We start from the raw sequence: 24,733 nt of genomic DNA, 5'->3' as shown, positions 1-24,733 counted from the left end.
CGGTGCACCCGGCACGCACGTGCCTTCGCTCTCCCGTGGGGTTCACACCACGTCCGAAACACATGAGTTCGAAACGCCGGGTCCTCTCGTTGAACGCCCCGACATCCCAACTCGCGCTCTGGAGACTGCCATTCACCCCCTTCCCGCTTCTGCGACCGCTCCCGCGCTTCTTCCTGCCGCCCCTGAGCAGACCGCACCCGCCAGGACCCCGGTCCACGCCGCTCCGCGCGCCCGCCCCACCGCCGGCATGTCCAGCTCAGCACGTCCGGACACGGCCTGGGAGGCATGATGGTGTTCCTCCGGCGCAAGGCGCCCCAGCAACCCTCGCCTTCCGAGAGCGAAAACCTGCTGTTCAGCGGCGTTCTGCGGCATGACAAGACATGGGCGCAGCATGAGAACCCGTTGCTGAGGCTGTCGTTTTGGAAGATGGCCCGGCAGTTCCCGGCGATGATGGCCACTGTCGCCCGAGCCGCGTGGCGGGAAGACCGGCGGGCGCTTCTGGTGCTGCTCGCAGCCGGCCCTCGATGGTGACCGTGGATCCGGAGAACACAGCTCACCAGTCGGCCATGCCCTCATACCGCACTCGAGCACGCCCCAGGTTCCCCTGGCGATGAGCATAAGGCTCCCGCCCGCCGCCACGGCGGCCGGTCAGAGAGACCGCCTGCGTCACATCTGCCCCGCCCCCTGCCGCCCCGGGCAATCCGCGCAGTCCGTAGCCGGCTGACCCCGCCGTCAACGTTACGGCGCTGGCGCCAGACATAGCGCCACACACCGTCAACCAGACGACCACAAGAACTGATTCGCGCGGTCGACGGAGGAAGAACACGCATGAACCTCGACGGGCCGGATCAACAAACTACCGTTAGGGAACTCGCTCGGAAACCATGTCGGCCAGCTGGCCCACAGGGACTTCTTCGGATTCGACGGCAACTGACCGGCGGCTACTGTCAGTAGCCGGAGGTCGCGCCTGACGTGACACCGGGAATTACGCAAAGGCGCCCAGTCTCAGGCAATTTGATGGCTCAGTAACCACGCCGGCACTGCATGTTACTCGGTGAATTCCACAACTACTCCCCAGTATTCGCGAGGGATGACACAGCGTCATTGCGCCCGCCGGTGAAGGTGCTGTAGTAATTCTCGTGTGCTTCCTGAGCACGGCAGCCCAGAGAGGTTCCGCTGGTGTTCGCTTCCTTCTGTCGCGCACGCGGCAGCGGGTATGAGCAGCGGAATTAAGTGGTAGCAGGGCGCGCATGCGAACGAGGTAGGGCAGGGCCAGGCCCGAACCGAATTCGCGAAAGCGCGCGTCGGCTGGTCGCGCATGGACTTCGCCGGGTGACGACTCGGCGCGCTCCCGCATCAACCGCCCAGCGGGCTGCCGCAATACATTCCCCCACACTTCGAAAGAGTCCATAGATGCGCCTTCCCCGCGCCTTAACCCTGTGGAGAACATTGACAGTGATCGCCTTAACAGCGATCACAGCAGGGTTCCTGCTCAGCGGTGGCAACGCCCAGGCCGGCTCCGTTACCGGCACCGTGACCGGCGGTCAGACCAAATACCGCAGCATCAACGAAAGGTCGTCTCCGAGCCTTTCCGCCCACATCGTCGGCCATGCCGGCACGGGCAGCACAGTCTCGATGACGTGCCGCGTCCAGGGTGACGCAGTGGAGCACGACCCACGATGGATCTGGTCGGACTCCGGATCCTTCTACATAGCCAACGCGTTCATCAAAGGAAACACCGACAACCTGCCGGCCTGCCAGTCTTCGCGCCCCAAATCCGGCGGGCGCACGGCCCTCACCATAGACATGCAGAAGCAGGTTCAGGACCAATGGTGCTGGGACGCCAGCGGACTCACCATCGCCAAGTTCTGGGGTTACACCAAGTACAACCAGTATGACTTCTGTCGGCTTGCAGCCCAGAACCGAAACCTCAGCTGCAACGACCAGCCAGCCACGCTCGACGACATAGCGAACGGCCTTGCCAACATCGGTCTGAGCAACACCGGATACGACCTCTCCCAAAGCGCCTCCTTCTCACAGGTCGGCAAGGAGATCGACGGCGGGCGCCCCTTCCCTGTTCGCATCGGATGGAATTCCGGCGGTGGCCACATGAACGTCATCTACGGCTATGACCCATCATCACAAATGATCGCGGTCGGTGACCCCTGGCCATCCACGCAGACCTATACCTGGTGGAACTACAACGACTACGTCAGCAACTCGTCGTTCCAATGGACCCATTCACGCATCGGGATACAGAAGTAAGGCGGGCGGCAAATGCGTGGCAAGAGAATTTCCAAACAACGACGTGCTGCTCGTCTCGCGAGTCTGTCCGTCTCCCTCGGCGCGGCGGCGACCCTGCTCTCCACCGCCTTCTGCGGCCAGGCCCAGGCAGCTGACGGGCCGAGTGCCGTTCCCGACTACCAGGGCGCGCGCCAAGTGCTCCAGAGCACACAGGTGCACAACACAGTCGCACAGTTCCTCAGCACGACGGCCAACGGTGGCGCCGACGGCGGCTCAGGTGCGGCGGCGCCGATGGCGACCGAACCGCCCGACGGCCAGCAGACGTTCACCTTGAACGCCCCGGTCGCGCTGTACGAGCTGGCGCCCGACTTCGTCACCGGGAAGGCGAAGCCGACTCCCGACCACGTCGTACGCCTGTCGCATCTGGCCTCTCTGGCGAACGGCACCAACGGACACAAGGCCACGGTCCTGCTCTCCTCCGCGGCCAAGAGCGGCGGCAAGAGCTGGCATCTGGCAGGCGTGCGCGACGGCGACAGCGATGTCACCTATGCCCGACAGGCAGCGGGCCCCTCAACGGTCTTCACCGAGCCTCAGATCCATGCCTGGTACCGGCTGAAGAACAACACCGTCGAACCCCTCAACCGGGAAGCAGCCTCAGGTCTGCGAGGCAAGCAGGCGGTGACGCTCGACGCCTACCAGAAACTGGTGCACGACCGCTACGCAGACAAGCTGCCGGGGTCCGCATACGACCGCAAGGGGCTGGCCGGCGGGTACGGCCTGGCGTCTCCGCCCTCGACCCCCATGCTCCTCGGCGGCTCAAGCGCGGCAGCAGCCGTACTGGCCGGCGGCACGATCGCTCTGCTGCGCGCCAAACGCAGGCGATCGCAAGTAAGTTGATCCACCACGCCGACATGAACGTCTCGATGGCGGAGCCCGACTGAGCCCATCCCATGGGGACTCTGGCACCGGATTCCTGATCGAGTCCGGTGCCAGAGTCCCCCGGCACATACCCGCCTTACCTGACGGACTCCTCAGAAGGCTTCCACCTTCCGGAGGTGATCGCTCCGTTTCCACTGGTCGGGCATGGACTCCGGTCGACGGCGGGAGAGTTCGGGTGGTTCACCGTTCGTGTCGCTCGTCGGGTGAAGACCTCGCATTCTGCGCCGACGCAGCTGGCTGAGCGAGTTGATGATCGCGGTTCGCACATACGAAGGTCCCTCACCCGACGTGCGCTCGAACGCAACAACAGGGCCGCGGCGGGCTGGGGAAGGCGACCCGGCCACCGCTGGAAGCACGGCGACGCCGGGGGCTTTCGTCGTCTTCGAGGACGAGGCGGACTGTGCACACTTTCGTGCAGCTCGACTGCCAAAGGACCGCCTTGATCGCGACTGTGCGGGAACGGCCCAGACATGACCATGGAAGGCACCCGCGCACGTACGTTTGCCCGCTCAGCGCTCCAGCCGACCGGCCCCAACTTGAACTGGGCGTCTCGGCATATCGGCGAAGCCGTCGACGAAGGAAGCGGTCCATGCCACACATGCCCGGTATCCGTTCGGCTGCTGGGCGCGGCGCAGACTGCTGCCGGCAATCACAGACAGCCCCATCTGCCCTACCCAGGCCTTGAAGAAGGGAGGGCCATATCGCCTCTGCGTGCGCGGCACCGACAGTGCGGCTGACTGGCGCCAGTGGTAGCCACCCTGGCCGTGTCGGCCGACAGGTCACGTGCCAGGCGTGCGCCCCGGGCAACGAGGCGTGGAGATGCCTTCACGACTCCGCAGCGAATGCGCGTCCCTCAGCCACAGCCGCCCGCTGTGGGGGCTGTGGCGGTGCTCCGGTGCGACTGACCGGTGGCGGCCCGCCGGCGGAGCGGTCGATTTTCCACCGAGGAAGCGAACCTGATGCGAATCTCCGAGCTCAGCCGACGCAGCGGGGTCTCCGTGGCCACGATCAAGTACTACCTCCGGGAAGGGCTACTGCCCTCCGGCAGACCGACGGCGACCACTCAGGCCCAATACGGCGAGCAGCATCTGCGGCGGCTGCGGTTGGTACGGGCCCTCATCGGCGTACGCGGACTGTCCGCGCACGCCACCCGGGCAGTCCTGATCCTGTTGTCGCAGGATCGGGAAGGCACCCACCGCGTGTTCGGCCTCGCCCCCAGCATGATTCGGATCACGGATGAGACCGCAGGGGACAGCGAGCAGCAGGCTGAGGTCGATCGGTATCCTCGCGCGGAGGGTGACCGCGGATGGCCTCGATCGCCGACCCGTCCCGCCTGGCAGTCCGCACCTTCCCGGCCTTGGCAATCACGGCACAGGCCCACCGGCACCCTCGCTGCCGACCTCCCCCGCCTCGTCGCTGCGTCAGTGGGTCACACCGTCGGCAGGCACTGTCACCGTTCGCCTGCCTCGGGGGCCGTCCCGGTGGCACACGGGGCCTGTTCCGGTCGGGCGGTCTCCGCCAGGCCGATCCGCTGGTGGACCTTGCGCAGCCATCCGGGCAGGTACCAGCCGTGGTCGCCGAGCAGGGCAAGACAGGCCGGCGTCAGCGCGCCGCGGATCAACGTCGCGTCCAGCAGCACGGCCAGGCCGCTGCCGAGGCCGAACATCTGCATGAAGCTGACCGAACTCGTGGTGAACGCCAGGAGGCTCACGGCGAGGAGCGCGGCGGCGGCCGATACGATCCCTCCGCTGCGAGCCAGCCCTTGCGGCACCGCCTGCCTGGCAGCGAGGCCCTGGTCTCGCAGTTCCTTGATCCGGCTGATCACGAAGACCTCGTAGTCCATGGAGAGGCCGAAGACTATACAGAACATCAGCAGTGTCATCGCCGTGTCCATCGGCATGGCGGTGAAGCCGAGGAGCGATGAGAAGTGGCCTTCCTGGAAGATCCACACCATGGCTCCGAGGATGGCGCCGAGCCCGAGTGCGTTGAGTGCCAGCGCGCGCAGCGGCTGCACCACGCTGCCGGTGAAGAGGAAGAGCAGGACGAAGGTGGTGACGGCGATCACCGCCACTGCGAGGGGCAGCCGGGCAGCGATGGCCGCCTTGGTGTCGACGAGTTGGGCAGTGGCCCCGCCGACCAGGGCGGTGGATCCACCTGGAGGTCGTAGGGCGCGGATCCGTTCGACCAGCTGCTGTGCGCGACCGCTTGACGGGTCGAGGCTGGTGCGCACGATGAGGTGCTGGAATCCGGGGACGGCCAGGTGGGGGTCGGCGGGCGCGGTGGCGTTCGGGGCGCCCGCGGTGAACGTACCGGAACTGGCCTGGACCACGGCGACAGCCGGCAGGGCCGCGAGGTCCCTGGCGTAGCGGGCTACCGGGGCCGTCCCCTCCACCACCACCTCGACCGTGTTGCCCGTGCCGCTGGGGAACTCCTGGCGCAGGGCGGTGGCAACCTGCCTACTGTCCGAACTCTTCGGCAGAACATGCTCGTTGGGGGTGCCGAACCCGGCCCGCAGCAGTGGCGTGGCGGCCACCAGCAGCAGGGCGACGGCGGGCAGCGCACAGCGCAGTGGCCGGCGCACCGCCGCTTCCCCGATCCGGCCCCACAGCGGGGATCCCTCGTCCTCACGTCGGGTGCCACGCCGTGTCGCCTTCGAGCGGGCGATGCGGCTCCCGGCGACCGTGAGCAGCGCCGGGGTGAGCAGGACTGCCGTGGTCGCGGCGATGGCGATCACGCCGATCCCCGCGTAGGCGAAAGACCGCAGGAAGTAGAGCGGGAAGAGCAGGAGAGTGGTGAGCGCCGCCGCGACGGTGGCCGCGGAGAACAGGATGGTACGACCCGCGGTGGCGACCGTCAGCGCTACGGCATCCCTCAATTCGGTTTGTTGCAGGGCGAGTTCGCGGAACCGGCTGACCATCAGGAGCCCGTAGTCGATGGCGAGGCCCAGTCCGAGGGCTGTGGTCAGGTTGATGGAGAAGACCGAGACATCGGTGAGGCGGGCGATCACCGCCAGCTCGGCCAAGGTGCCGAGGATCGCCACCACTCCGATGGTCAGGGGTATCAGGGCGGAAATCAGTCCACGGAAGACCAGGATCAGAAGGATCGCGGTGATCGGAACGGCGATCACCTCGGCCGCCTTCAGATCCTCGGCTACCTGACCGGTCACATCGTGGTTGGTTCCTGCCGGCCCGCCTGCCAGGACGGTGAGTTCGCGGTCGGCCCTGCTGCCATGGGCGTATTCGGCGATCAGCTGGTCGGCCCGTACGCTCACCTGCTGTTGGTCTCCGGCCAACCGGACCAGGATCAGTGCGGCGCGGCCATCACGGGACCTCAGGGCGGGGATGGGGTTGCGCCAATAGGAGGTGAGCCCTTTGACCCCCTTCGCGTGGGCGACCTGGTCCGTGATGGCCCGCCCCGCCGTCTTCGCGGCGGGGGTGTCGACCGTGCCGTGGCGAGGGCGGGCCAGCAGGGCGAGATCGACCGTCCCACCGAACTTCGCTTCCAGCTGCCGTGTGGCCGTGGCAGAAGGGGCGTTGGGGTCGTCGAATCCGCCGGCCTTGAGTTCACCGAACGCACCGAACCCGGCGGCCCCCGCGACCAGCGTGAGCATTCCGGCCAGGACCAGGACGGCGCGTGCGTGACGGGAGAGAAAGAGGCCGAGTCGTCGCAGCATGCGGACGCCTTCCGAGTAGGACATCGACGGAGACCGACGAGGTTCACGACGTAAAGTTGGATGCTCGACATTCACCTGGGTGTGGCCTGCGGGGCGGTCCGCCGACTGCGGGCCCCGGGAGCCGGCTCTCCGCACTTCGCCCTGGTCGGACCCGGGCTGTTGCGGACGGCGGGCCGATCTCTCTTTCGACGGGCTCCTGGACGGCCTGTCGGAAGGCGAGGGCCAAGCGTCGGTGGATCGGGCCACCGACGCCGTCATCGAGGCCTGCGCGGTGCAACCGTGGAATGGAAACAGGCCCTTGACCCCCTGCCTGTTGCGGGAGCGCCGGCGCTCTCACCTAGCCCTGGCTCGCAACGCCGGCCAGCACCTTGCGCAGTGAGTCGGGTACCTTGGTCGGCCGTGTGTCGTTGTTCGGGCCTCGCATACAGGCGACCCGCTGGCGTCCCCGTGCGACGAGCCGTTCACCCTCCGAACCGAGCCTGACGTAGTCGAAGGCAAAACCTATTTGCGTCTGTGTCACATCCTCCAGGCGCATGCGGATCGACAGTTCGTCGAACGCGGTGATCTCGGCGAAGAAGTCGCAGTCGCATTTAAGGGTGAAGAGTTTGAGGTCGCCGCGAATGTCGTCCAGTACGTCCGGCGCATTGTCCCGGAGGAACATCTCGCGGCAACGCCCCTGCCATCTGAGGTAGTTGACGTAGTAGACATTGCCGACGAGGTTGGTCTCCTCGAATCCGACCAGGTGGCGGTACTCGTAATAGGGCAGCAAGGTCAGTCGTCCCCTTCGGTGAGTATCGTGAAGACCACCGGTTCGTCACGCCCGCGCAGCATGGCCGGAAAGCTGGCGATCCTCGCTTTCCCGGCGCGCAGCTCAACCCAGCGATCTTTCCTTCTGTGCGTCGCGACCGTCAGCTGGGCGCGGGCGTGTCCGGCTTTCCGCAGACACTCCACCGCACCCCAGACCCGGGTAGCGGCGAGCGAGAGATCCTCGCCACGTTCCCGGGCCAGTAGTCGAGCCAGCCTGAGCCGACCGGCGCCGATCAATCCGCTCCACTCGTCGGCTGACCGTTCCACGACAGCCTCCACATCGCATCCGACCGGTGCCGTACCCGCCACAGCGAACGTCGTCCCGGCGCCGTGCGAGGAGGAGACCGCCAACTCGCCGTCGATTTCCGGCTTGCCGTCCGGGCGGTACCGTACGGTCGTCTCCTGGCCCAGAGCCCAACTCACAGCTTTGGCTGTCTGCTGCCGGCGGGCAGACTCCCCCTCGGCCGGTTCGTCGCCGTCCGGCCATACGGCACAGCGAGGTACCCGGTCCAGTACCGTCTCGGCCTGTCGTTCCAGGTAGGGGCCGAGCAGTGTCGGCTCCCAGGGGCCCGTGCCGTCCTTCTTGCGCACTGCCTGAAGGCGCAGCCCCTCCCAGCGCTCCACGAGCTGCCCTGCCGGGTCACATACGTCGAGGTCGTACACGTGCGTGTCGCCGTCCCGATGGCGTTCTTCCGCATACAGCGTCACGGTGTCGATGTCGCGTACAGTGCGCGGATCGGCCGGCCGGAGCCGTTCGATGGCGACCGGCAGGAGAGTCGCGTCTGGCACGCAGCACTGGCCCGAGTGGATGAGGGCGTCCCGTGTGCCTGGATCCCCGAGAACCAGTTCCCCGGGCAGGAAGCCGGCGAACCAGTCAGCGGCCGGCACGTTGGAGATCTCGGCTGTGCAGTGCTTCGCGGCAAGCCGCCGGTACCCGAGCAGCCGCTGGAACCGGGCCCCCTGGAAGAGAACGGGACCGTAGAGCTCCTGCTCGGGGTCGAGCGGGAGGCGCAGCGCCGAGTCCGCGAGCGGACCTCGGCGGTCATCTGTCGGTGCTGCCCCGGAGTACCGCAGGGTGGCGCGGAAGTGGTCGGCCTGGAAGCCGGTCTCACTGCTGCGGATGACCGCCTCGACGACCTCATCGTCCTTGGCGAGTGCCGCGACCCTGATCGTCGTCGTGCCGTCGGCGGGGACGACGATGGGTCGCAGGAACTCGACGTCCTCCAGGGCGGGCGGTTCCGAGTGCCCGGTGAGCGCCGATGCGACCTGGGCCATGGCTTCCATGCCGAACACCGCGGGAAACAGCAGAGCGCCGTCGAGCAGGTGGTCCGCCAGGTAGAGGTCACCGCCGGCGGACAGCTCGGAGTCGGCGACAAGCTCGATGCCCGGGTAGTGCACCTGCACTCGGTCGACGAACCGCAGGAGGGGAAGGTCACGGTGCTCCATGGTGAGCGTCGGCAGTGCACCGGCACGCCCCATGACGACGAGCGCGGTAGGGGCTTGCGGGTCCGCAATCGCCTGCTTGAGCACGGTGATGCCTTCGTCGGTCGGAATCGGCTCGATCCCCTCGCGCATGAGGGATTCGAGGACGCCCAGCCGCGCGCCCATGCCCGTTCCGGACCACACCGACCACTCCAGGGCGATGCAGCGGCAGTTCGGATAGCTGTCCCGGATCCTTCGGGTCAGATCGGTGAGCCAGTCGTTCGCGGTGGCGTAGTCCGCTTGGCCGCGCAGGCCGGCGCGCCCGATGATGCTTCCGAAGGTGATCAGCAGCCGCAGCGCTCCGGGATCGGCGGCGGCAAGAACCGATTCCAGCCCGGCTGTCTTCGGCGCGAGTGTCTGCTGAAAGGCCTGCTCGTCAAGATTCGCCAACGAGCTGGGCACGTTACGGCCGGCGCCGTGCAGTACTGCTGTCACCGGTCCCAGAATCAGCTGTACCTCGTTGACGGCAGCTTTGACCTCGTCTGCGGAGGTGACGTCCGCCTGAACATAATGGAGGGGCGCCCCTGCTGCGGCCATGCGGGCCAGGTTCGCGGCCAGCTCCGGGTCGCTTTCCGGCGCCGAACGCCCCAGCAGCCCGATCGAGGCGCCCGTGTCGCGGGCGAGGGCAAGCGCGCACTCCGCCGTGATGCCCTTGCCGCCTCCCGTGACCAGGAGCACGTCGCCCGGCACCAGCGGCTTCTCAGCAGCCCGATCGGCCGCGAGTGCCAGAGGGCGCAGCACCGGCACCGTACGCAGACCGGCCGCGTCGTAGCGGACCTCGCTGAAACCGGCGGTCGCAGCTACATCGCCGACAATCTTCAGCACCGCCTGCCGCACCCGCTCAACCGACATTTCCTGCGGCAGCGGAAGGGTGATGACGGTGGTGACGATGTCCGGCGCTTCCAGGTGCAGCGTCTTGGCCAGGCCCGCCGCACCGCGTCGGTCGCCGACAGCGACGAAGCGCGCCGGCCTCTCAGCGGCCAGCGCTGCGCGCGCCGCGGCCAGCATCAAGGCCACGTGCTCCACATCGCAGTCCTGCGGCAGGCAGAGCAGCACACCGCCTCCGCATCCTGCCTGGTTCAGCGCATCGTGCAGCTCGCGGGCGACCGGATGCGCATCGGGCGCGAACAACTTCCAGGCACCGGAGGTAGCCGGCGCAGCGACCGGCCCGGCCTCCGCTGGTACGAAGTCCAAGGAGAAGGCTCGCACCCACGGCGCGACGCCCTGGGCCACCCGCTGCCCCGGCTCTTCCTCACGTGAAGTGCCGCCCAACTCATCCAGCATGTCCGCGAGTTCGGCGAGGGTGGAGGTGGCGAAGGCCGACGTGGCCACCGGGGCGGGCAGCCCGAGTTCCCGGGATGCCTGATTGACGATCTGACCGACTGTGATGGAGCTCAGGTGCAGTTCGTCCAGCGGGTTGCTGTGCGGGGTGACGGCGGTGAGGGGCAGCTCGGCCCGATCGGCTGCGAGCCTCATCAGCACCTCAAGGCTGCCGGCAACCGGGCCGTTCGACCCGGTTGCCGCCACTTCACGCTCCTCGGCGCAGGCAGGGCTCTCGGCCAAGCCCGCCGTAGACGCCGGCCCGGCGTCCGCCTCCCCCGTGCCGGACATGCCGTCCGGAGCGGATTCGCACGGACTGGTGAAGAAGGCGAATTCCTTGCCCAGCGGAAGCGGCCTGGTGAAGCGGTCGCCGAACAAGGCGTCGTACCTGACAGGTGCACCCAGTACATATGCCGCGCCGATGGCGTGCAGGAGGCCGGAGAGCGACGGACTGTCCGTCTCCAACGACAGCACGGGGACCGTCGGGGCGATCTCGCTCGCCAGTCCCCGCAGTACTCGGCCTGGGCCGACCTCAAGGAGCAGGTCGACATCGGCGGCCAGCCCGGCCACGGCCTCGTTGAACCGGACGGGATCGATCACCTGGCGGACGAGCAGTCGTCGAACGTCGGTGTCGGAGGCCAGTGGCTCCCCGGTGACCGTGGACACCATCTTGCGGCGCAGCGGTGCGAAAGGTATGCCCGCGAGGTGGGTTCCGAGTGCGGTGGCCGCCGGGGCCACCGCCTGAGAGTGGAACGCGTGCGACACGGCGATCCGGGCAGCACTGTGCCCCTGGTGCGCCGCGCGCTCGCACACCCGCTGGACGGCGTCGCCCGGGCCGGAAATCACCGTCTGCGTCGGACTGTTGTAGCCGGCGATCACCACCGGCTCACTGGCCAGCAGCGATTCGACCAGTCCCGGTGCGGCAGCGATGCTGGCCATGGCCCCATCGCCGTCGCTTGCCTCAGCCATGATGCGGCCCCGCACCGCGGCGAGGTCGAGCAGGGCGCCCTCGTTCATCGCGCCGGCCCAGTGCAGTGCGGTGAGCTCGCCCAGGCTGTGGCCGACTGCCCCTACCGCCTCGATCCCGAGCGATTCGAGTACCTGGAGACCGGCCACCGATGAGGTGACGATGCGGGGCTGGGCGATTGCCGTCGCCACCGAGGCGTCCGCGGTGGGAGGTTGGTTCGCGCGGTAGAGCGCGTCGACGCTTTCGAACCGACGGCGTATCGCTCCGCCGTCCCCGCGCCGCCCGACGCCCTGCCCCGGGAAGAGGAAACCGGTCCGCGGCTGCGACGTGGCGATGCCGAGGAAAACGCCGCTGTCGTCGTCGATCACCGAACGTCTGCCGCTTTCCAGCAGGGTGAGCAGCCTGCCGAAACGCTCGGCTGCCTGTTCGGGCGCGTTGGCGACAATTGCCGCCCGAAGTGGTCTGCCCGTGAGTTCGGTTCGCAGGGTGGCGGCCAGGTCCGACAGTTCAGCGAAAGACAGCCGCGCGCTGAACCCGGCGAGTTTTTCGACTCGTTCCCGTAGCGTTCTCTCACTGTCGGCATCGAGCAGCAGTAACTCGCAGTCCTGGCGGGAACGTTCCAGCATTCGAGTGACCTTGCCGAGCTTCGCTTTGCGTACGCCATCGGCGTGTTCCACGACGACGTGGGCGTTGATGCCGCCGAAGCCCATCGAGGAGACACCGGCTCTTATGGGAGCGTGCGCTGGCCACGGCTCGGCGGCGGAGGGCACCCGTACAGCAGGACGCTCACCGGTGAGTTCAGGGTGGGGATCGATGTGGCTGGTGGCTGGGGGGATGACCTGATGACGCACCGCCAGGATCGCCTTGATCAGACCTGCGGCGCCTGCCGCCGACTTGGTGTGCCCGAAGTTGCCCTTCACCGTGCTGATCGCCACGGGCGGTGCCTCGGGGTTGGCTGCGCGGCGTGCCTCGGAGAAGGCCCGCAGCTCCGTGGCGTCGCCCACCGCGGTACCGGTGCCGTGACCCTCAAGGAAGGAGACGGAATCGATGCCGAACCCGGCCCTCGCATAGGCGCGTGCCAACGCCAGTCGGTGACCGCTCGCCTCGGGACGTGTGATACCGCCCTTGCCGTCCGACGAATAGCCCCAGCCGGCGATGGTCGCATAGCGGAAGCGTTTTTGGGCCAGTGCGTCGGTATCGCGCATCAGCACGAGCATTCCGCAACCCTCACCGGGCCAGAAGCCGTTGGAGTTCCGGTCATAGACCCGCATCTCTCCGGTGGCGAGGGCACCGGTCTTGGCGAAGCCGATGACCTCGAACGGATCGATGCTCAGGTCGACTCCGCCGGCGATCGCGACGTCCAGCCGGCCGTCGGCCAAGGCATCGCATGCCATGGACACCGACAGCAGGGAGGAGGAACAGGCGCCGTCGACGGTGAATCCGCCGCCGTTCACGTCATAGTGGTTGCAGATCCGGCCCGCGATGGTGTTGGCCAATCCGCCGGCGAGGGAGTCCTCTCCCACCGGTGGAAAAGGGCCTTTGTAACGCTCTTCGAGCTCCGCGAGAAAAGTCGCGACCATGGTGTCGTCCCAGCCCCGCTCCTGGAGGGCGGCACCGACGGTGCGACGTACGTAGGGCCAACGTAGCCGCATCAGGTTCGCCCGGGAGAACTCGCCGCCAAGGGTGTTGCCGATCACGACTCCCGTGGTCGCCTGCGGCAGGCCGTTTCCGCCACCGAACCCCGCGTCCTCAAGGGCGCGGTCCGTGGTGTCCAGCGCCAGCCAGTGCGTCATGTCGGTGGACCGGTAGGTGCTGCCAGGGACGCGGTGTTTCACCCGGTCGAATGTGAAACCGTCGATGACGGCGGCCTTAGGGGCGTAGAACCGGTCGGGAGCCTTCGGGTCGGGCGAGTAGTAGTCGGCTAGACGCATGCGCCCGTCGGGCAGGCGGCGGAAAGCCCTGCGGCCGGCAAGCACGTTCTGCCACAGCTGGTCGGGGGCGTCAGCGTCCGGGTAGCGGCACGCCATGCCGACGACAGCGACTCGCGGATGGTTCATGCGGGAACGATCTCCGTTCTGGTCGGGTACCTCTTGCTGCATGCGCCCTGGCATGGATGTCGGCGTCAGCGGCGGCGCCTCGGGATCGGGCCGGCGCCAAGGGGCATCGGGCCGCGACGGTCACCGCCACTGGGCAGACCAGGGCCAACCAGTCAGCGTGTAGCGTCGGTTCGCTTCCTCGGCTCGGTCGGCCGGATCGCCCCGGAGCGAGTCCAGCAGTCCGTTTGCGAGTGCCTCGGCCGCGGCGGGCGACACCGCCTCCCGACGGCGCCCTACCGAATTCCCCGGCACCGCGCCGCGGTCGAGCACCGTCAGCAGCATCGCCCGATCCCGCGGGGCATCGGCCGGCCGCGGTACCCCTGAAGGAGGGAGCGCCCCCACATGGAAGACGATCACCCTGTGTGCACGGGGTGCCGCGGCCCGGAACGGGGGCGAGTGGCGCCTCCCATTGGGGCCGCTGGTCAGGGTTGGCATGTGGGTTGGGTTGCGGATAACGCGGAAAAGTGGCGCCTGGTCAATGGTCATCACCTTCTCCAATGGTGCTTGAATCGTCGGCCTGTTGGGAGCCGTTGATAATGGCCGATGGGGCAGCCAAATGGGCCGCTTCGCATGGACGATCGGGCAGGTGCCCAGACGACGGTGTCGGGTGTGGCTCTTCGACCGGTGGCCAGGATTTCGACGATCCCTGCTTCACGATCCGGCCGGAGGTGGACCCGGCATCAAGGAACGGGCCGACCGGGGACCGGCGGTAACCGCCTTCGTCTGCGGAACGCCCGACTGAGCCCACCAGGGCCGATCCGGCGATCCCGCACCCGGCCACGAACTGTTCTCCCACCGCGATCAGGCAATGCCACGACGCACCAGCGGGCGCCTCACGCCCCACCCCCTGCGCCACGCCTCGCCCACAGCAGCCGAGCCAACTCCGAGATCTCCGACGCCGGCCTACTCGCGGCCCCTCTCAGCCCTACCGACCTCGACAATCCCTCCCCGAAAGGTGGACCAGCGCCCATCACCTCGGCAGGCAGCGGCACAACATTGTCCTGCGGGCTGACGCCACGAGGGAGAAGCCAGCCGATGGCAGCCAGCTCGAAGAATGCGACGGGCGATCCACCCACCACGGACAAGAACTGTCCTACGTGCAGGGCACTCTCCACCTGTCGGCGCATCTTCCCGTGCTTCGCATCGAAGCCGATAGATGCCGACCAGCGAGCCGGCGCGGCCCATGTACCGCGCCGGCTCCCCATCCCCACACATGGGAGGGACCCGATCATCATGGCCCTGGACATCGAGCTGCTGGAAAAGGCCCTCAACCACACCACGCAGCGGCTGAACAATGTCACACTCGACCAGTACCAGCAGCCCACCCCGTGCAACGACTTCGACGTGCGAGCCCTGGCCAACCATCTCGTGGTCGGCAACCCCTACTACATCACCCTGGCCCAGGGCGGCGCCCTGACTTCTCCCTCGTCGCCCAGGACCAGATCGGCACCCAGCAGCCTGGGGAGATCTACGCCCGGGGCGCGAAGGATGCTCTCGCCGCCTGGCGGACCGAGGGGCATGCAGCGGCAGATGCCGCTGCCCGACTGCGGCACGGGGCCGCGGGTCGCCGACCTGCACCTGCTGGAAGCCGTCCTGCACCGCTGGGAGCTGGCCACCGCCACCGGCCAGGACCGCACCGGCGACCCCGCCGCGCTCCAAGCCGTACACGACCGCTGGTACGGCGACTCCGACGAGATCCGCGCCCACACCGGCCTGTTCGGACCGTCCAAGCCCGCGCCCGACGATGCACCGGCCCTCGACCCGATCGCCGCCTGCTTCGGCCGCACCGTCCGACTCGACCGACCCCAGGCCCCGAACGGGAACCCCCTTCGAATGACCACCCCGGCTCCCCCAATGAAGCGCCTCCCAGCCAACCCGGACGGCCCCAACTCCATGACCTCGCCTGGGCTCGCGCTCGCTCCTCACTCCCTCTCAGGGGGGTTATGCGAGTCTTGGGTGCTTCTCGTAACGCCTGAAGGCAGGTTGTCCGGTTCCGAGCCTTGCGGTTCCCTGTCGCTGCCCACCCCGACCTGGCGCGACCCGCCCCTCCTTGCTGCAACACACCCGACCAGCGGGAGCGTCGATGAGAGAACTCCTGGACAAGATCGAGACCCGGCAGCTGCTCATCCGCGAGACGGCCGAGCAACTGCGTGAGCAGATCGCTCGTATCGCCGAGCAACTCACCGCTGCCGAAGCAACCTTGAGACGTCTGGAGATCACCCGGGAGACCATCGTGGAGCTGGCCGCCGAGGACGGCGTCCCGCCACCAGAGCCGCCACCGCCCGGCCACCGCCCGGCTACCGTGAGATTCTGGCCGTCATCGAGAATGTTGGAAAAGTTCGTCACCACCGAATCTGCGCCCGTGCCTCATTCATGACACTCCTGCTCCACAACGCGCAGCGTCGTCACCGCCAGGCCCGAAGCGCCCCGTACGTGACCGTTGGGCACTGCCGTGGTGCGGTGGAAGAACTCGACGAACTCCGTTGCCCTGGCCGCCAAGAACGCCGTAGTGACGGACTCCGACATCACGCGGCACGCCGAGGGGAACCTGGTGCGCCTGGCGTCCGGAGCCTCTCGCCGCATACCAGTTGGCCGGGGCCACGTTGTTCACCAGCGCCGAGCCGTGCGCCATGTGTTCCGGGGCGGCGTACCCGAACCCGGGCTCTTCTCTCGTGCGGCGGACAGCACCCCGCCGCCCAGCACCGGCCTCTTCATAGCAGAGTCAGCCAAAGGCTCACAAATCACCCTCTCGCGACGCAGGCAGCGACGTGACGAGTCGTAGCCCTGGCTGCATTCACGCTCTGACCAGGATTTCGTGAATCCCGATCAGGAGTGGGAACGGCGGATCGTTCACCAGGTCTTGTTCGCCAAAGGTGCTGGGCGTCGATGAGTTCGCCTTTTGCCGGGCGCACCTGCGCTGAGCGGACCGGCGGATCGCCCGGTAAACCGTCGAACAAGGGTCGGCGTACGTCGGGCCGACATGCCTTATGGGCTCGGAGGCGGGCAGCACGGTGCATCACCCCCGTGTCCGGTAGCGAACCTGTACCTGTGGGCCAGGGCGATGCTGCCAGCGGAGAGGCCCCATCCTCTGGAGTGGGGTCTGGTGCCGCATCAGGCAACGTTCGCCCTGTTGTGACGCGCCGTCCGGACGGTGATCCGGTCGGCGCGTGGTGCGTCATGCTGGGTGGGTGGCTGAGCTTGTGCGGGTCCGCGAGATCGATGACGACGCAGGGCAGCGGCTGCTGCGGATCGTCCGGCGGGGCACCGGGTCGGCCGACCACGCCGGCCCCAAGGAGCAGGGCAGCATGATCCGCCGCTACATCATCTAATGGGCAGTGAACGGCGGTTGCTCCGTGGCTGCCACCGTGGACAGGACCAAGGTCTATACATCATCAGGGCAGACAGCCCTCTCGCCAGACTGACCTGGTCTTTTGAGCAGCACCCGAATGCGCGGATCATCACCGGCTTTCCAGGGCTCGGGTCATTCACAGGCTCCCGGGTGCTGGCCGAGATCGGTGACGGCCGATCCCGTTTCACCGACGCCAAGGGCCTGGCAGCCTTCGCCGGGGCCGCACCGGTCACCCGAGCGTCCGGCAAGAGCGTGTCGGTCATGGCACGCCGGGTCAAGAACCAGCGCCTGGCCGCAGTCGGCTACGTCTGGGCCTTCGCCGCCCTGACCGCCTCACCTGGCGCCCGAGCCCACTACGACCGTCGCAGAGAGGCTGGCGACCGGCACACCGCAGCCCGGAGAAACCTCTTCGACCGCATGCTCGGCTGCCTGCACCACTGCCTCACCGTCCGCACTGACTACGACGAGGCAATCGCCTTCCTCACCCCCAAGGCGCCCGACATCGCTGAGGCCGCTTGACGGATCAACCGCATCGGATGTCCGGCAAAACCGCCACGCCGAGGGCACCCGCCTGCGTCGGATCGTCGCCCGTGCCTGCGTGGCTTGAGCAGCGACCGCCCGAACGACCAGTCCTCAGCCCGCGGTTTTGATCAGCGGCGCATCCCGCGAGAGCTCCCGGAACCCAAGGCCGTAGTACAGCCCGCGCGCCGCGGGATGCCCCGGCGCACCCAGGCAGACGACCGTCGCATGAGTGGCCCCGGCGGCCCGCGCCAGATGCATCCCGTGCAGCATCATCGCCCTTGCCAGCCCGCGCCGCCGGTAGTCCGGATGCGTTCCGACCGGCTCGAACTCGACGGTCTTGTTCGCCTTGTCGAGCCACATGATCGTCGAAGATGCCATGGTTCCGTCCGGCGCCTCCACCAGAACGTGCAGGTCGCCACGGTACGCCGCCGTCTGCCGGACATCGTCGTAGCTTTGGGCCGTGTACGCCGAGGGGGTCCAGGCGTCCACATGGGCCCGGACCGCGGCCTCGGGTCCGGCTTCGTCGGCGGTGCGGAACCGGAATCCGGCCGGCAGCACCGGCTGCTCCACATCGGTGAGGTCCCGCTCGTTGAGCTGCGTCCAGTCGCCGGCGTACCCGAGCGCCTCCACGTCGGCCTCATAGCCGTGCGCCGCCCATCGCTTCAGGGCGAACTCCTCGGCGGCCGTGGGCAACACCGTGCGCGCGAGGCCGGCCGCCACACTGTCGTACCACTCGATCACTTCGTCGACCAGTTCGGCGTGGTCGGGATGGACCTGATAACTCAGAGAGGCGCCGGTGACGTCCGTGACCGACCCGTCATTGCGCCTCACCCGGCGCGGAAGAAAGGCCCAGCCCCACGCCACCAATTCGTCACCGGAGAACCACAGCCGACGCGGCCAGGTTGCGCCGTAGAGGGCGCGCCCCTGGCCCCAGACCCAGGCCAGCTCCCCGTACGAAGCGCCGGCGCTGATCACGTCCGGGCGGGTTTCCGTGACGCGCTGTGCCAGACCCTGCATGAGCGGTATGTCCGCGGCGGTCAAGAGCTCGGAGTCCCTCATGGTGCGCCACTGTGCCAGGACTCTGCTAACGGGTCGAACCGTTTTCCGGGGCCGCCGACCGCAGCAGCCAACAGTGCGACGTGCGAAGCGCATCGTCGCGGCGGCCGAACCGATGGCAGTCCAGGCAGCCGTGTACCCACCGCGGACATCAACCGACGCGCGTCACGACCTACAGCGCGAACGTTGCCTGAAACGGCACCAGGCGTGTATCGGAAGTGACTGGAGGTGCTTTGCTCCGTCATTCCTGAGGAGGTGAAGCCAGCCGGCGGCCGTCCTGGAACTCGGCAGGGACTTCGTCCTCCCACGGATCGATCCCACGGCGTCCTAGTTCTGTCAAACCATCCATCCCACTGCGACTCGGGAAGACGTCGTCCGCACCAGGGGGAGAACTCGATGGTGACGGTCGACGTGCCGCCGTCATGGATGATCAGCCCGTATTCCTGGAACGTGGCGGTGAAGTCGATCAGCGCGTCCGGGCAGGCGAAGGGGGCGCCGTGCTGGTCGCAGGGCGTGTTCACGTGGCTGTGTACGCGCATGGCCCGGGCCGTCGACCGGTCCGGGCCATGCAGGTGCTGGTTGATCAGTACTGGATGGTGTGGTTGTAGAGGATGTCCCGGGCCTTGGTGCCGGTGTCCAGGCCGTAGTCGGGCCGGTCGGTGACGAAGTACTCGCGGAAGCCGGACTGGTGGGTCTTGGTCATCATAGTGTTGCTCTTGACCCAGCCGCCGTCGACCTGGGACCACAGGTCGACCAGCGCGGTGGCGACGCGGGCCTCGCAGGCGTCGCCCGGGTCGATGCCGGTCGTGGAGCGGTTGTTGGCGAGATTCTGGGAGCTGCCGTTGCCCCAGTAGTAGGTGGTGTCGTTGAACGTGTGGAACGCCACCGCGTTGGCGAAGCCCTCGGTCCAGCCGCAGCTGGTGGAGGAGGTGCGGCTGACGTAGTGGGGCGAGCAGTTGGTCACGTTCGGCCACCAGCCCTTGTAGAGCTTGCCCATGAGGGCGTGGCCCGACTCGTGGACGACGGTGTGCTCGGAGTCGGGGTCGTTGTCCGCGAGGTGGATCTTGTCCTCGTTGGTCGACCAGTAGGTGCCGTCGGTGGAGCCGGGGTACCACTGGACGGTGATCGGCGTGCAGTGGCCGTCCCGCTGGCTGCCGGCCCAGCAGTTGGTGGTGGAACCGCGGTTCCACCACAGCTTGTTGAGGGTGTCGAGGGCGTGCCAGGCGCGGCTCTGCCCTTCGTTGGCGTACACGTTGCCCAGACTGGTGCTGCCCGAGACGTTGTCCTTCGAGTAGGTGGCGGTGGTGTAGAGGCGGCCGTTGCCGTCGACCACGGACCACGACTGGCCTGCCTGGGTCTGGAACTCCACCCAGGCCTTGGAGGTGACGGAGGTGGTGGGGGTGTAGCAGAGGTTGAAGCTGCCGTCTTTGTTGCCGGTCATTCCCGTGGCGAGCTTCTGCGTACCGCTGTTGGCGGTGGGCTGGCCCCACAGGGTGACGTTGGCGTTGTGGACCGGCTCGTCCCGGTTGGCCTTGCCGTTCCAACTACCGCCCTCGGCGGACTGGAAGCGGTTGCGGAAGGTACCGCTGATGCAGACCTGCGAGGAGTTCCCGGCCGGGCTGGCGGCGCGCGGGGCGGCCGGGGCGGAGGCGGCCGAGGTACGGGCCGGGGAGGGGGCGGGCGCCTTGGGGGTGACCGGGCGTTCCTTGCGAGCGCCCGGCGCGGGATGTTCGACCGGGGCCGGACGGGCCTTGGTGACCGATATGCCCTTGTCGGAGGAGCCGTTGGTCTTGCTGACGGTGAGTTCGACCGAGTCGTGTCCGGCGCGGCGCGGGTCGGGGTGGTCGATGTCGCTGATGTCCGCCTGGATCTGGGCGGGTCCGGCGGCGACCGCCTTGACCTTGAGATGGACGGTCTGGGTGCCGGGGGTGAGGGCAAGGGTACGGCTGGTGCGCTGGCCGAAGGTGTCCGTGGTGGGCGCGGTGAGTCCGGAGCCCTCGTCGTCGGATATCCGGAGTGCGGGCGGCAGTTGGAGGGACAGGCCGGCGCGTTTGACGTCGGTCTGCGCCTTGACGTCCGCGGTGAGAGTGGCCTGCTCGCCGACGGCGGGGAGGTGGTCGAGGGATGCGGTGACGCCGAGACAGCTCAGCGGTGCCTCGGAGTTCTTCTCCGCAGGGCGGATCGTGCAGGTGCCGGCGGGTGTGGGGGTGTGGGCCTGAGGGGAGCTGCCCGCGAACGCGGACGGCATGACAACGGCTGCCAGGCAGGCGCCTGCGCCTGCCATCGCGGTCAGAGCGGCAGTTCTGGGAACCCGTCTCCGGGACCGTATTCGGGACATGGTGTGCCTTCCTATGGCGTGCACAGCCGACTTCGGTGCACGCCGACGAGCGTGAGGGGGGTAAGGAACTGACCCTGGGCCACTTCAGCCGTCAAGCATTGGCCTTAGATGCACCGTGGGTAACAGGTGGCCGGAACGATATACCTCACGGCTTGCACATGTCACTGCCATCGGAGAAGAGAACGAGAAACAGGAAGCGCGGGGTTGGCGGATGCCTGGCTGTCACCGGACTCATCTGGCGGCAGCGCGACGTACGGAGAACCACTGCGCGTCGATGCCAGCGAGGTGAGGCGATCTACCGTTGCGGCAGGGCCTGTTGGCGGTCGGTGGTGCCCGTTACCTCTGACGTCCCAGCGCCCCTAGCCGGCTTGGTTTTGACGCCCCGTCCGTCACCACCTGCGGCTTCTCAGGGCCGGATTGCAGGCCCGGGCGCGGTGTCGGCTGAGCCGTGGCCCCGTAGAACCGTCGGAGTCAGCGGGCAGCTTCCCGGGCCGCGGGGTCTTCCTTCGGGCAGAGGCGTGATGGTCCATGTCGTCCTTTGGGCATCGGCGTTGTGTTCCGCGAGGCATGGCTACGCGCCGCGGCTCTGCCTTTCGGCAGACCGCTGACCCAGTCCCTGAGCGCCCGTCCGTGAACTCATCATTTTGGGGCTGTGTGCGCGTTGGCGCGAGCGAGTCTGCGCCGCAGGACACAACCTGCGCGCGGATTGAGCACCGCAGTCTGCGCAACGGCCAACCGGCACCGTGCCCACCAGCGATTTCATCGCCATTCGATCGGCCGTGGTTAGCGTCGACGACGTCCGATACAGGCAGCGTTCCCAGCGCCGGTCGTCCACCGTCCCTGTCTCAGCGGAGGCGAATCAGATGGTCAAGTCCGTCGTGAAGGGCGCATTCCTGGTACTCCGCGGCATGGACAGCCGCGTCACCACCACGCCGCAATCAGCGCGGTTCACAACAAACGAGGGGAACTGATGAAGAGCATCGCCCGTGTGGCATCCATCGCCTGCACGACTCTGGCTCTCGGCGTCGGGACTACCGGCATCGCCAGCGCCAACGGCATTCCGCAAGGCCACACCATCGCGGCCAACCACGGAGTGCAGCGTCATATCGCTCCGGCGGACAACGACGACTGCAAGAACGGCTGGACGAACGACAGCGGCTTCCAGAACACGGTGTGGGTCTGCGGTACAGGCCTGGGGGTGCACCGTGTTTCAGGTGCGTCCGTCCTGGCACCGGTGAGCACCAACCCGTCTACGGGCCATGTCCACGTGTGGGACAAAACCGGGTCGATCTTCTTTGACGGGCCGGAGGTGACCCTGCACTCCGCTGACGTAGCCGGCAACTACGACTGGAACGGTGACTGGAACCTGCCGGACGGCGACTCGGTGTGCTCAGCCTGGATCTACGCCGACGGCTCCGCCACCGCAGCCGCTTGCTTGGACATCCACAGCTAAAGCGCCTGCCCGAAGGTGTGATCACACGGTTGGGCAGGTCGCGGAGCCTGAGGGCGAAGTCGATCGAGGTTCGGTTCGGCTCAAGCGGGGCCGGATCGGTCGGCATGGCCCTGTTCCACGCCGTCTACGTCCGCACCCTGCCCTCCGCCCGGGCAGAGGCTTACCAGAAGCAGCTGCGCGGCGTCGGCAGGCCGACGCTCCCCGCACGCCGTATTGGCGATGGGGGTGGCCCGGCCTGAACCGGCATGCAGACGGCCTCAAGGTCGGGTCGTCGACCTGGCGGTATCCAGTTGCCGGGCCCGAAGCCAGTCACCCGGGCCCGGCAACACCGCAGCACACGGACAGCGGCGTCAGGCCCAGATGTCCGTGAGCCGACTTCACCCGAGCGCGCTGACCGTCTGTCGCCGCACATACCTCCGCAGCAGCCGGTCCTCGGTAGCCCGCTGGAAGTGGAAGCCGCACTGCGCCAGTAGCCGGTCGGCTCGCCCTTGCGGGTAGACGCGGAAGCGGCAACGCTGGTGTGCCACGACCTCGCCCGCCTTCCGGACGAAGTAGTCCTTCCCGTAGCGGTCGTCCTCCGTGTGGATCTCCTGGGCGTACACCAGTCCGCCGGGTAACGGCCGTTGGAAGGGTCGGTGGGCCTGCTGGACGGCGAGCAGCAGCGACGACATGCACACGCCCTGTCGTGGGTGGATCGTGCACTTGTGGCAGCAGCGATCGTCCTACACCCCCCATTCCCGACTGGGGGACGTCACGTCGCTGAGGCAAACCGCAACTTCGGACTGGCCCGCATCGTTGATGACGTCTCCGAGCTCATCCGTCGCGCTGACCTGCACCCGCACGATGTCCTATTCGACAAGTTTCCGCAGGTAGTTGACTTGATTGCTGGTTTCTATGCCTGGTGTAGCTGATGAGGCTCTGCCACCGGTTCCGGGTACGGCGGCGCCAGTAGCTTGTCCAGGTCGCGGTGGTGAACTGCCCCGAATTTCGTAGCGGCCGGTAGGTGTGTTTACTTCAGGGAGAGGGGTGCCAGCCGGTTGCCCGGTAGACGAGGGCCCCCAACGCCGCGACCGCTGCCCAGCGAGGAACTTGGTCAGGGGACGGCGGAGCCGGGCTGGCGGCCGGGGACGTTCGCCGCCCCTGCGACCATCGACCATCGACCGCCGCCTGTCCGGCGTGGTCGAGACCGGCTCCACCGTGTACAAGCTGGGCCTCGACCGCACCGTCGCCGCCCGTGCCCGCCGCGTCGAGGGTCAGCCCGCGGCAGGTGAAGGTGCCGTTCGACTCCCGGCCGCCGAGCTGCCCGGTCCGCGCCGGGCGGGTCTGGATCGAGGCCGCCGACCTGCCGGGCCCCGACTGCGACGCCTTCCACGCCCTGCAACCCCGCTGGCACACCGTCACCGACCGTGGCCTGTCCCCCCGAAGCCGTCGTTGCGGTCGCCACCCGGCTTGCCTGGAAAGCCGACCTGCCCGTCCGGCACACCGGCCTCTCCGCCCTCCGCGGCGCCGCCGGGGAATCCTGCCGTGCCATGCCCGACGGTGCGTCAGGCTCGTTTTATCCTGGTGCCGAGTGCGCGCCGGAGAGCCCCTTCGGCCCGGGGCAGCGCTGTCGGTGGCGAGTGGTCCGTGGGCGAGGAATGACTGTTGCGCCCGGTGTGCATGAGCTGCGCGTAGATTCGGCCGCCCGCCTCGTGCACGGCGTCGGTGACAGGGCGCCACGACGCGACCTGTCGGGCGTCGTGCAGACCAGGGGTGTCGGTGTAGCCCTGACCGACACGGCTGGGCTGGGCGCCTTCGGCGACGATCAGCCCGGCGCCGGCACGCTGCCGGTAGTACTCCGCCATCAGCGAAGTAGCGGACAGACCGTCGCCGTACGCGCGGCGGCGGGTCAGCGGCGCCATCGCCACGCGGTTGGAAAGGGCGAGCGGGTAGAGCGCTCATCCAGCTGTTCCATGCCTCACGTCCGTACACATCGATGAGGAATGACGTCAGCCCCAGGTCCTCTGCCGGGGACACCACTTGAGCCCGGCCGTGCACAGTGATCTGCCGCCATTCGCCATCGATGACCGAGGCTGAGACGGCAGGACGAGCACGGATGTGCCGAAACCGAAGGGAGTTGGCACCCGACCCGAAGTGGAGACGTCCCCGAGAGAACAGCCCGTCGACCGGGCCCACCCGGGGCTCGCCCCTGGCCGTCGTTGTGGCCAGCGCCATGACACGCTCCGCGCCCATCGCGGCGACTGCACCCGCAGCACCCGCAGCATTGAGACGGCGCTCCTCATTGATGATTGCACGGAGGTGCGGTCCTGCCGCAGCATGCGAGTCGTCGAACAAGCGCTGTAACCACTCCAGATCTTCAGGGCTCTCCTGCATGCCATCAGCCTGCCAGGAGACCAATCGGCATCTTGGCTGCACTTCCCGATACCGGCCCTAGTAGTGCTTGGTCAGGTTGGTGCGGGTGTGGGTATGTCGCGGTGGCAGGTGGGG

The 24,733-nt window shown here is 67.8% G+C and carries 14 protein-coding genes and 4 pseudogenes; 9 read left to right on the top strand and 9 right to left on the bottom strand.

Features of this window, described 5'->3' with window-relative positions; translation table 11 throughout:
* Positions 1–285: 285 nt before the first annotated feature.
* The 4 genes and pseudogenes from IEZ17_RS35710 to IEZ17_RS35695 form a co-directional block, all read left to right on the top strand.
* Positions 286–531, top strand: coding sequence for a hypothetical protein (locus tag IEZ17_RS35710; RefSeq protein WP_189307607.1), 246 nt, complete (start codon positions 286–288; stop codon positions 529–531).
* Between the two features lie 882 nt (positions 532–1,413).
* Positions 1,414–2,265 (top strand): papain-like cysteine protease family protein, encoded by an 852-nt coding sequence (locus IEZ17_RS35705; protein WP_229852965.1) that lies wholly within the window; start codon positions 1,414–1,416, stop codon positions 2,263–2,265.
* Between the two features lie 12 nt (positions 2,266–2,277).
* On the top strand, positions 2,278–3,141 hold the full coding sequence (locus tag IEZ17_RS35700) for a hypothetical protein (RefSeq protein WP_189307604.1): 864 nt from the start codon (positions 2,278–2,280) through the stop codon (positions 3,139–3,141).
* A gap of 1,001 nt (positions 3,142–4,142) precedes the next feature.
* A pseudogene (locus IEZ17_RS35695) lies at positions 4,143–4,268 on the top strand (MerR family transcriptional regulator); the annotation flags it as partial.
* A gap of 365 nt (positions 4,269–4,633) precedes the next feature.
* Here the strand turns inward: IEZ17_RS35695 and IEZ17_RS35690 are convergent.
* The 3 genes from IEZ17_RS35690 to IEZ17_RS35680 form a co-directional block, all read right to left on the bottom strand.
* Entirely contained in the window at positions 4,634–6,856 is a 2,223-nt protein-coding gene (locus IEZ17_RS35690) for an MMPL family transporter (RefSeq protein WP_189307602.1), read from the bottom strand.
* A 337-nt stretch (positions 6,857–7,193) separates the two neighbouring features.
* Positions 7,194–7,625 (bottom strand): acyl-CoA thioesterase, encoded by a 432-nt coding sequence (locus IEZ17_RS35685; RefSeq protein ID WP_189307600.1) that lies wholly within the window; start codon positions 7,623–7,625, stop codon positions 7,194–7,196.
* 2 nt (positions 7,626–7,627) lie between these two features.
* Positions 7,628–13,489 carry a type I polyketide synthase gene (locus IEZ17_RS35680; protein WP_189307598.1) on the bottom strand — a complete coding sequence of 1,954 codons (5,862 nt, stop codon included), beginning with the start codon at positions 13,487–13,489 and terminating at the stop codon, positions 7,628–7,630.
* A 1,272-nt stretch (positions 13,490–14,761) separates the two neighbouring features.
* Between IEZ17_RS35680 and IEZ17_RS35675 the strand changes: the two genes are divergently transcribed.
* The 4 genes and pseudogenes from IEZ17_RS35675 to IEZ17_RS35660 all read left to right on the top strand — a co-directional run.
* Positions 14,762–15,682: a TIGR03086 family metal-binding protein gene (locus tag IEZ17_RS35675; protein ID WP_189307596.1), complete on the top strand. Its 921-nt coding sequence runs from the start codon at positions 14,762–14,764 to the stop codon at positions 15,680–15,682.
* Positions 15,612–15,905, top strand: coding sequence for a hypothetical protein (locus IEZ17_RS35670; protein WP_189307594.1), 294 nt, complete (start codon positions 15,612–15,614; stop codon positions 15,903–15,905). The genes IEZ17_RS35675 and IEZ17_RS35670 overlap by 71 nt, the downstream gene beginning before the upstream one ends.
* A gap of 811 nt (positions 15,906–16,716) precedes the next feature.
* The gene (locus IEZ17_RS43350; RefSeq protein ID WP_229852964.1) at positions 16,717–16,857 is read left to right on the top strand and encodes a hypothetical protein; all 141 of its coding nucleotides are present in this window, start codon (positions 16,717–16,719) and stop codon (positions 16,855–16,857) included.
* Positions 16,858–16,925: 68 nt separating this feature from the next.
* Positions 16,926–17,396: pseudogene (locus IEZ17_RS35660) on the top strand (transposase); the annotation flags it as partial.
* A 114-nt stretch (positions 17,397–17,510) separates the two neighbouring features.
* Here the strand turns inward: IEZ17_RS35660 and IEZ17_RS35655 are convergent.
* The 3 genes from IEZ17_RS35655 to IEZ17_RS35650 are packed head-to-tail and all read right to left on the bottom strand — an operon-like array spanning position 17,511 to position 20,739.
* On the bottom strand, positions 17,511–18,458 hold the full coding sequence (locus IEZ17_RS35655) for a GNAT family N-acetyltransferase (RefSeq protein WP_189307592.1): 948 nt from the start codon (positions 18,456–18,458) through the stop codon (positions 17,511–17,513).
* On the bottom strand, positions 18,455–18,994 hold the full coding sequence (locus tag IEZ17_RS45055; RefSeq protein ID WP_373300048.1) for a DUF6980 family protein: 540 nt from the start codon (positions 18,992–18,994) through the stop codon (positions 18,455–18,457). Before IEZ17_RS45055 ends, IEZ17_RS35655 begins: the two co-directional genes overlap by 4 nt.
* A gap of 44 nt (positions 18,995–19,038) precedes the next feature.
* The gene (locus tag IEZ17_RS35650; RefSeq protein WP_229852963.1) at positions 19,039–20,739 is read right to left on the bottom strand and encodes a mycolysin; all 1,701 of its coding nucleotides are present in this window, start codon (positions 20,737–20,739) and stop codon (positions 19,039–19,041) included.
* 1,024 nt (positions 20,740–21,763) lie between these two features.
* On the opposite strand from IEZ17_RS35650, the gene IEZ17_RS35645 reads away from it, so the two are divergent.
* The gene (locus IEZ17_RS35645) at positions 21,764–22,246 is read left to right on the top strand and encodes a hypothetical protein (protein ID WP_189307588.1); all 483 of its coding nucleotides are present in this window, start codon (positions 21,764–21,766) and stop codon (positions 22,244–22,246) included.
* Positions 22,247–22,623: 377 nt separating this feature from the next.
* Here IEZ17_RS35645 and IEZ17_RS35640 read toward each other — a convergent pair whose 3' ends face one another.
* The 3 genes and pseudogenes from IEZ17_RS35640 to IEZ17_RS43340 form a co-directional block, all read right to left on the bottom strand.
* Positions 22,624–22,917, bottom strand: coding sequence for a hypothetical protein (locus IEZ17_RS35640; RefSeq protein ID WP_189307586.1), 294 nt, complete (start codon positions 22,915–22,917; stop codon positions 22,624–22,626).
* Between the two features lie 960 nt (positions 22,918–23,877).
* A pseudogene (locus IEZ17_RS35635) lies at positions 23,878–24,147 on the bottom strand (oxidoreductase); the annotation flags it as partial.
* Positions 24,148–24,256: 109 nt separating this feature from the next.
* Positions 24,257–24,478 (bottom strand): annotated as a pseudogene (locus IEZ17_RS43340) (pyridoxamine 5'-phosphate oxidase family protein); the annotation flags it as partial.
* Positions 24,479–24,733 lie beyond the last annotated feature (255 nt).

It is taken from the genome of Streptomyces albospinus, assembly GCF_014648695.1.
GTDB lineage: Bacteria > Actinomycetota > Actinomycetes > Streptomycetales > Streptomycetaceae > Streptomyces > Streptomyces albospinus.
Note: the sequence above shows the minus strand (reverse complement) of the source record. Positions and strands in the feature narration are given on the sequence as shown.

Bases quoted from the DNA above. Each gene is read 5' to 3' on its own strand.
- IEZ17_RS45055 (WP_373300048.1), bottom strand. From the start codon at position 18,994: ATGCGCGTACACAGCCACGTGAACACGCCCTGCGACCAGCACGGCGCC.
- IEZ17_RS35675 (WP_189307596.1), top strand. From the start codon at position 14,762: ATGGCCCTGGACATCGAGCTGCTGGAAAAGGCCCTCAACCACACCACG.
- IEZ17_RS35640 (WP_189307586.1), bottom strand. From the start codon at position 22,917: ATGTCGTCGCTGCTGCTCGCCGTCCAGCAGGCCCACCGACCCTTCCAA.
- IEZ17_RS35705 (WP_229852965.1), top strand. From the start codon at position 1,414: ATGCGCCTTCCCCGCGCCTTAACCCTGTGGAGAACATTGACAGTGATC.
- IEZ17_RS35670 (WP_189307594.1), top strand. From the start codon at position 15,612: ATGAGAGAACTCCTGGACAAGATCGAGACCCGGCAGCTGCTCATCCGC.
- IEZ17_RS35650 (WP_229852963.1), bottom strand. From the start codon at position 20,739: ATGGCAGGCGCAGGCGCCTGCCTGGCAGCCGTTGTCATGCCGTCCGCG.
- IEZ17_RS35645 (WP_189307588.1), top strand. From the start codon at position 21,764: ATGAAGAGCATCGCCCGTGTGGCATCCATCGCCTGCACGACTCTGGCT.
- IEZ17_RS35700 (WP_189307604.1), top strand. From the start codon at position 2,278: ATGCGTGGCAAGAGAATTTCCAAACAACGACGTGCTGCTCGTCTCGCG.
- IEZ17_RS35655 (WP_189307592.1), bottom strand. From the start codon at position 18,458: ATGAGGGACTCCGAGCTCTTGACCGCCGCGGACATACCGCTCATGCAG.
- IEZ17_RS35680 (WP_189307598.1), bottom strand. From the start codon at position 13,489: ATGAACCATCCGCGAGTCGCTGTCGTCGGCATGGCGTGCCGCTACCCG.
- IEZ17_RS35690 (WP_189307602.1), bottom strand. From the start codon at position 6,856: ATGCTGCGACGACTCGGCCTCTTTCTCTCCCGTCACGCACGCGCCGTC.
- IEZ17_RS35710 (WP_189307607.1), top strand. From the start codon at position 286: ATGATGGTGTTCCTCCGGCGCAAGGCGCCCCAGCAACCCTCGCCTTCC.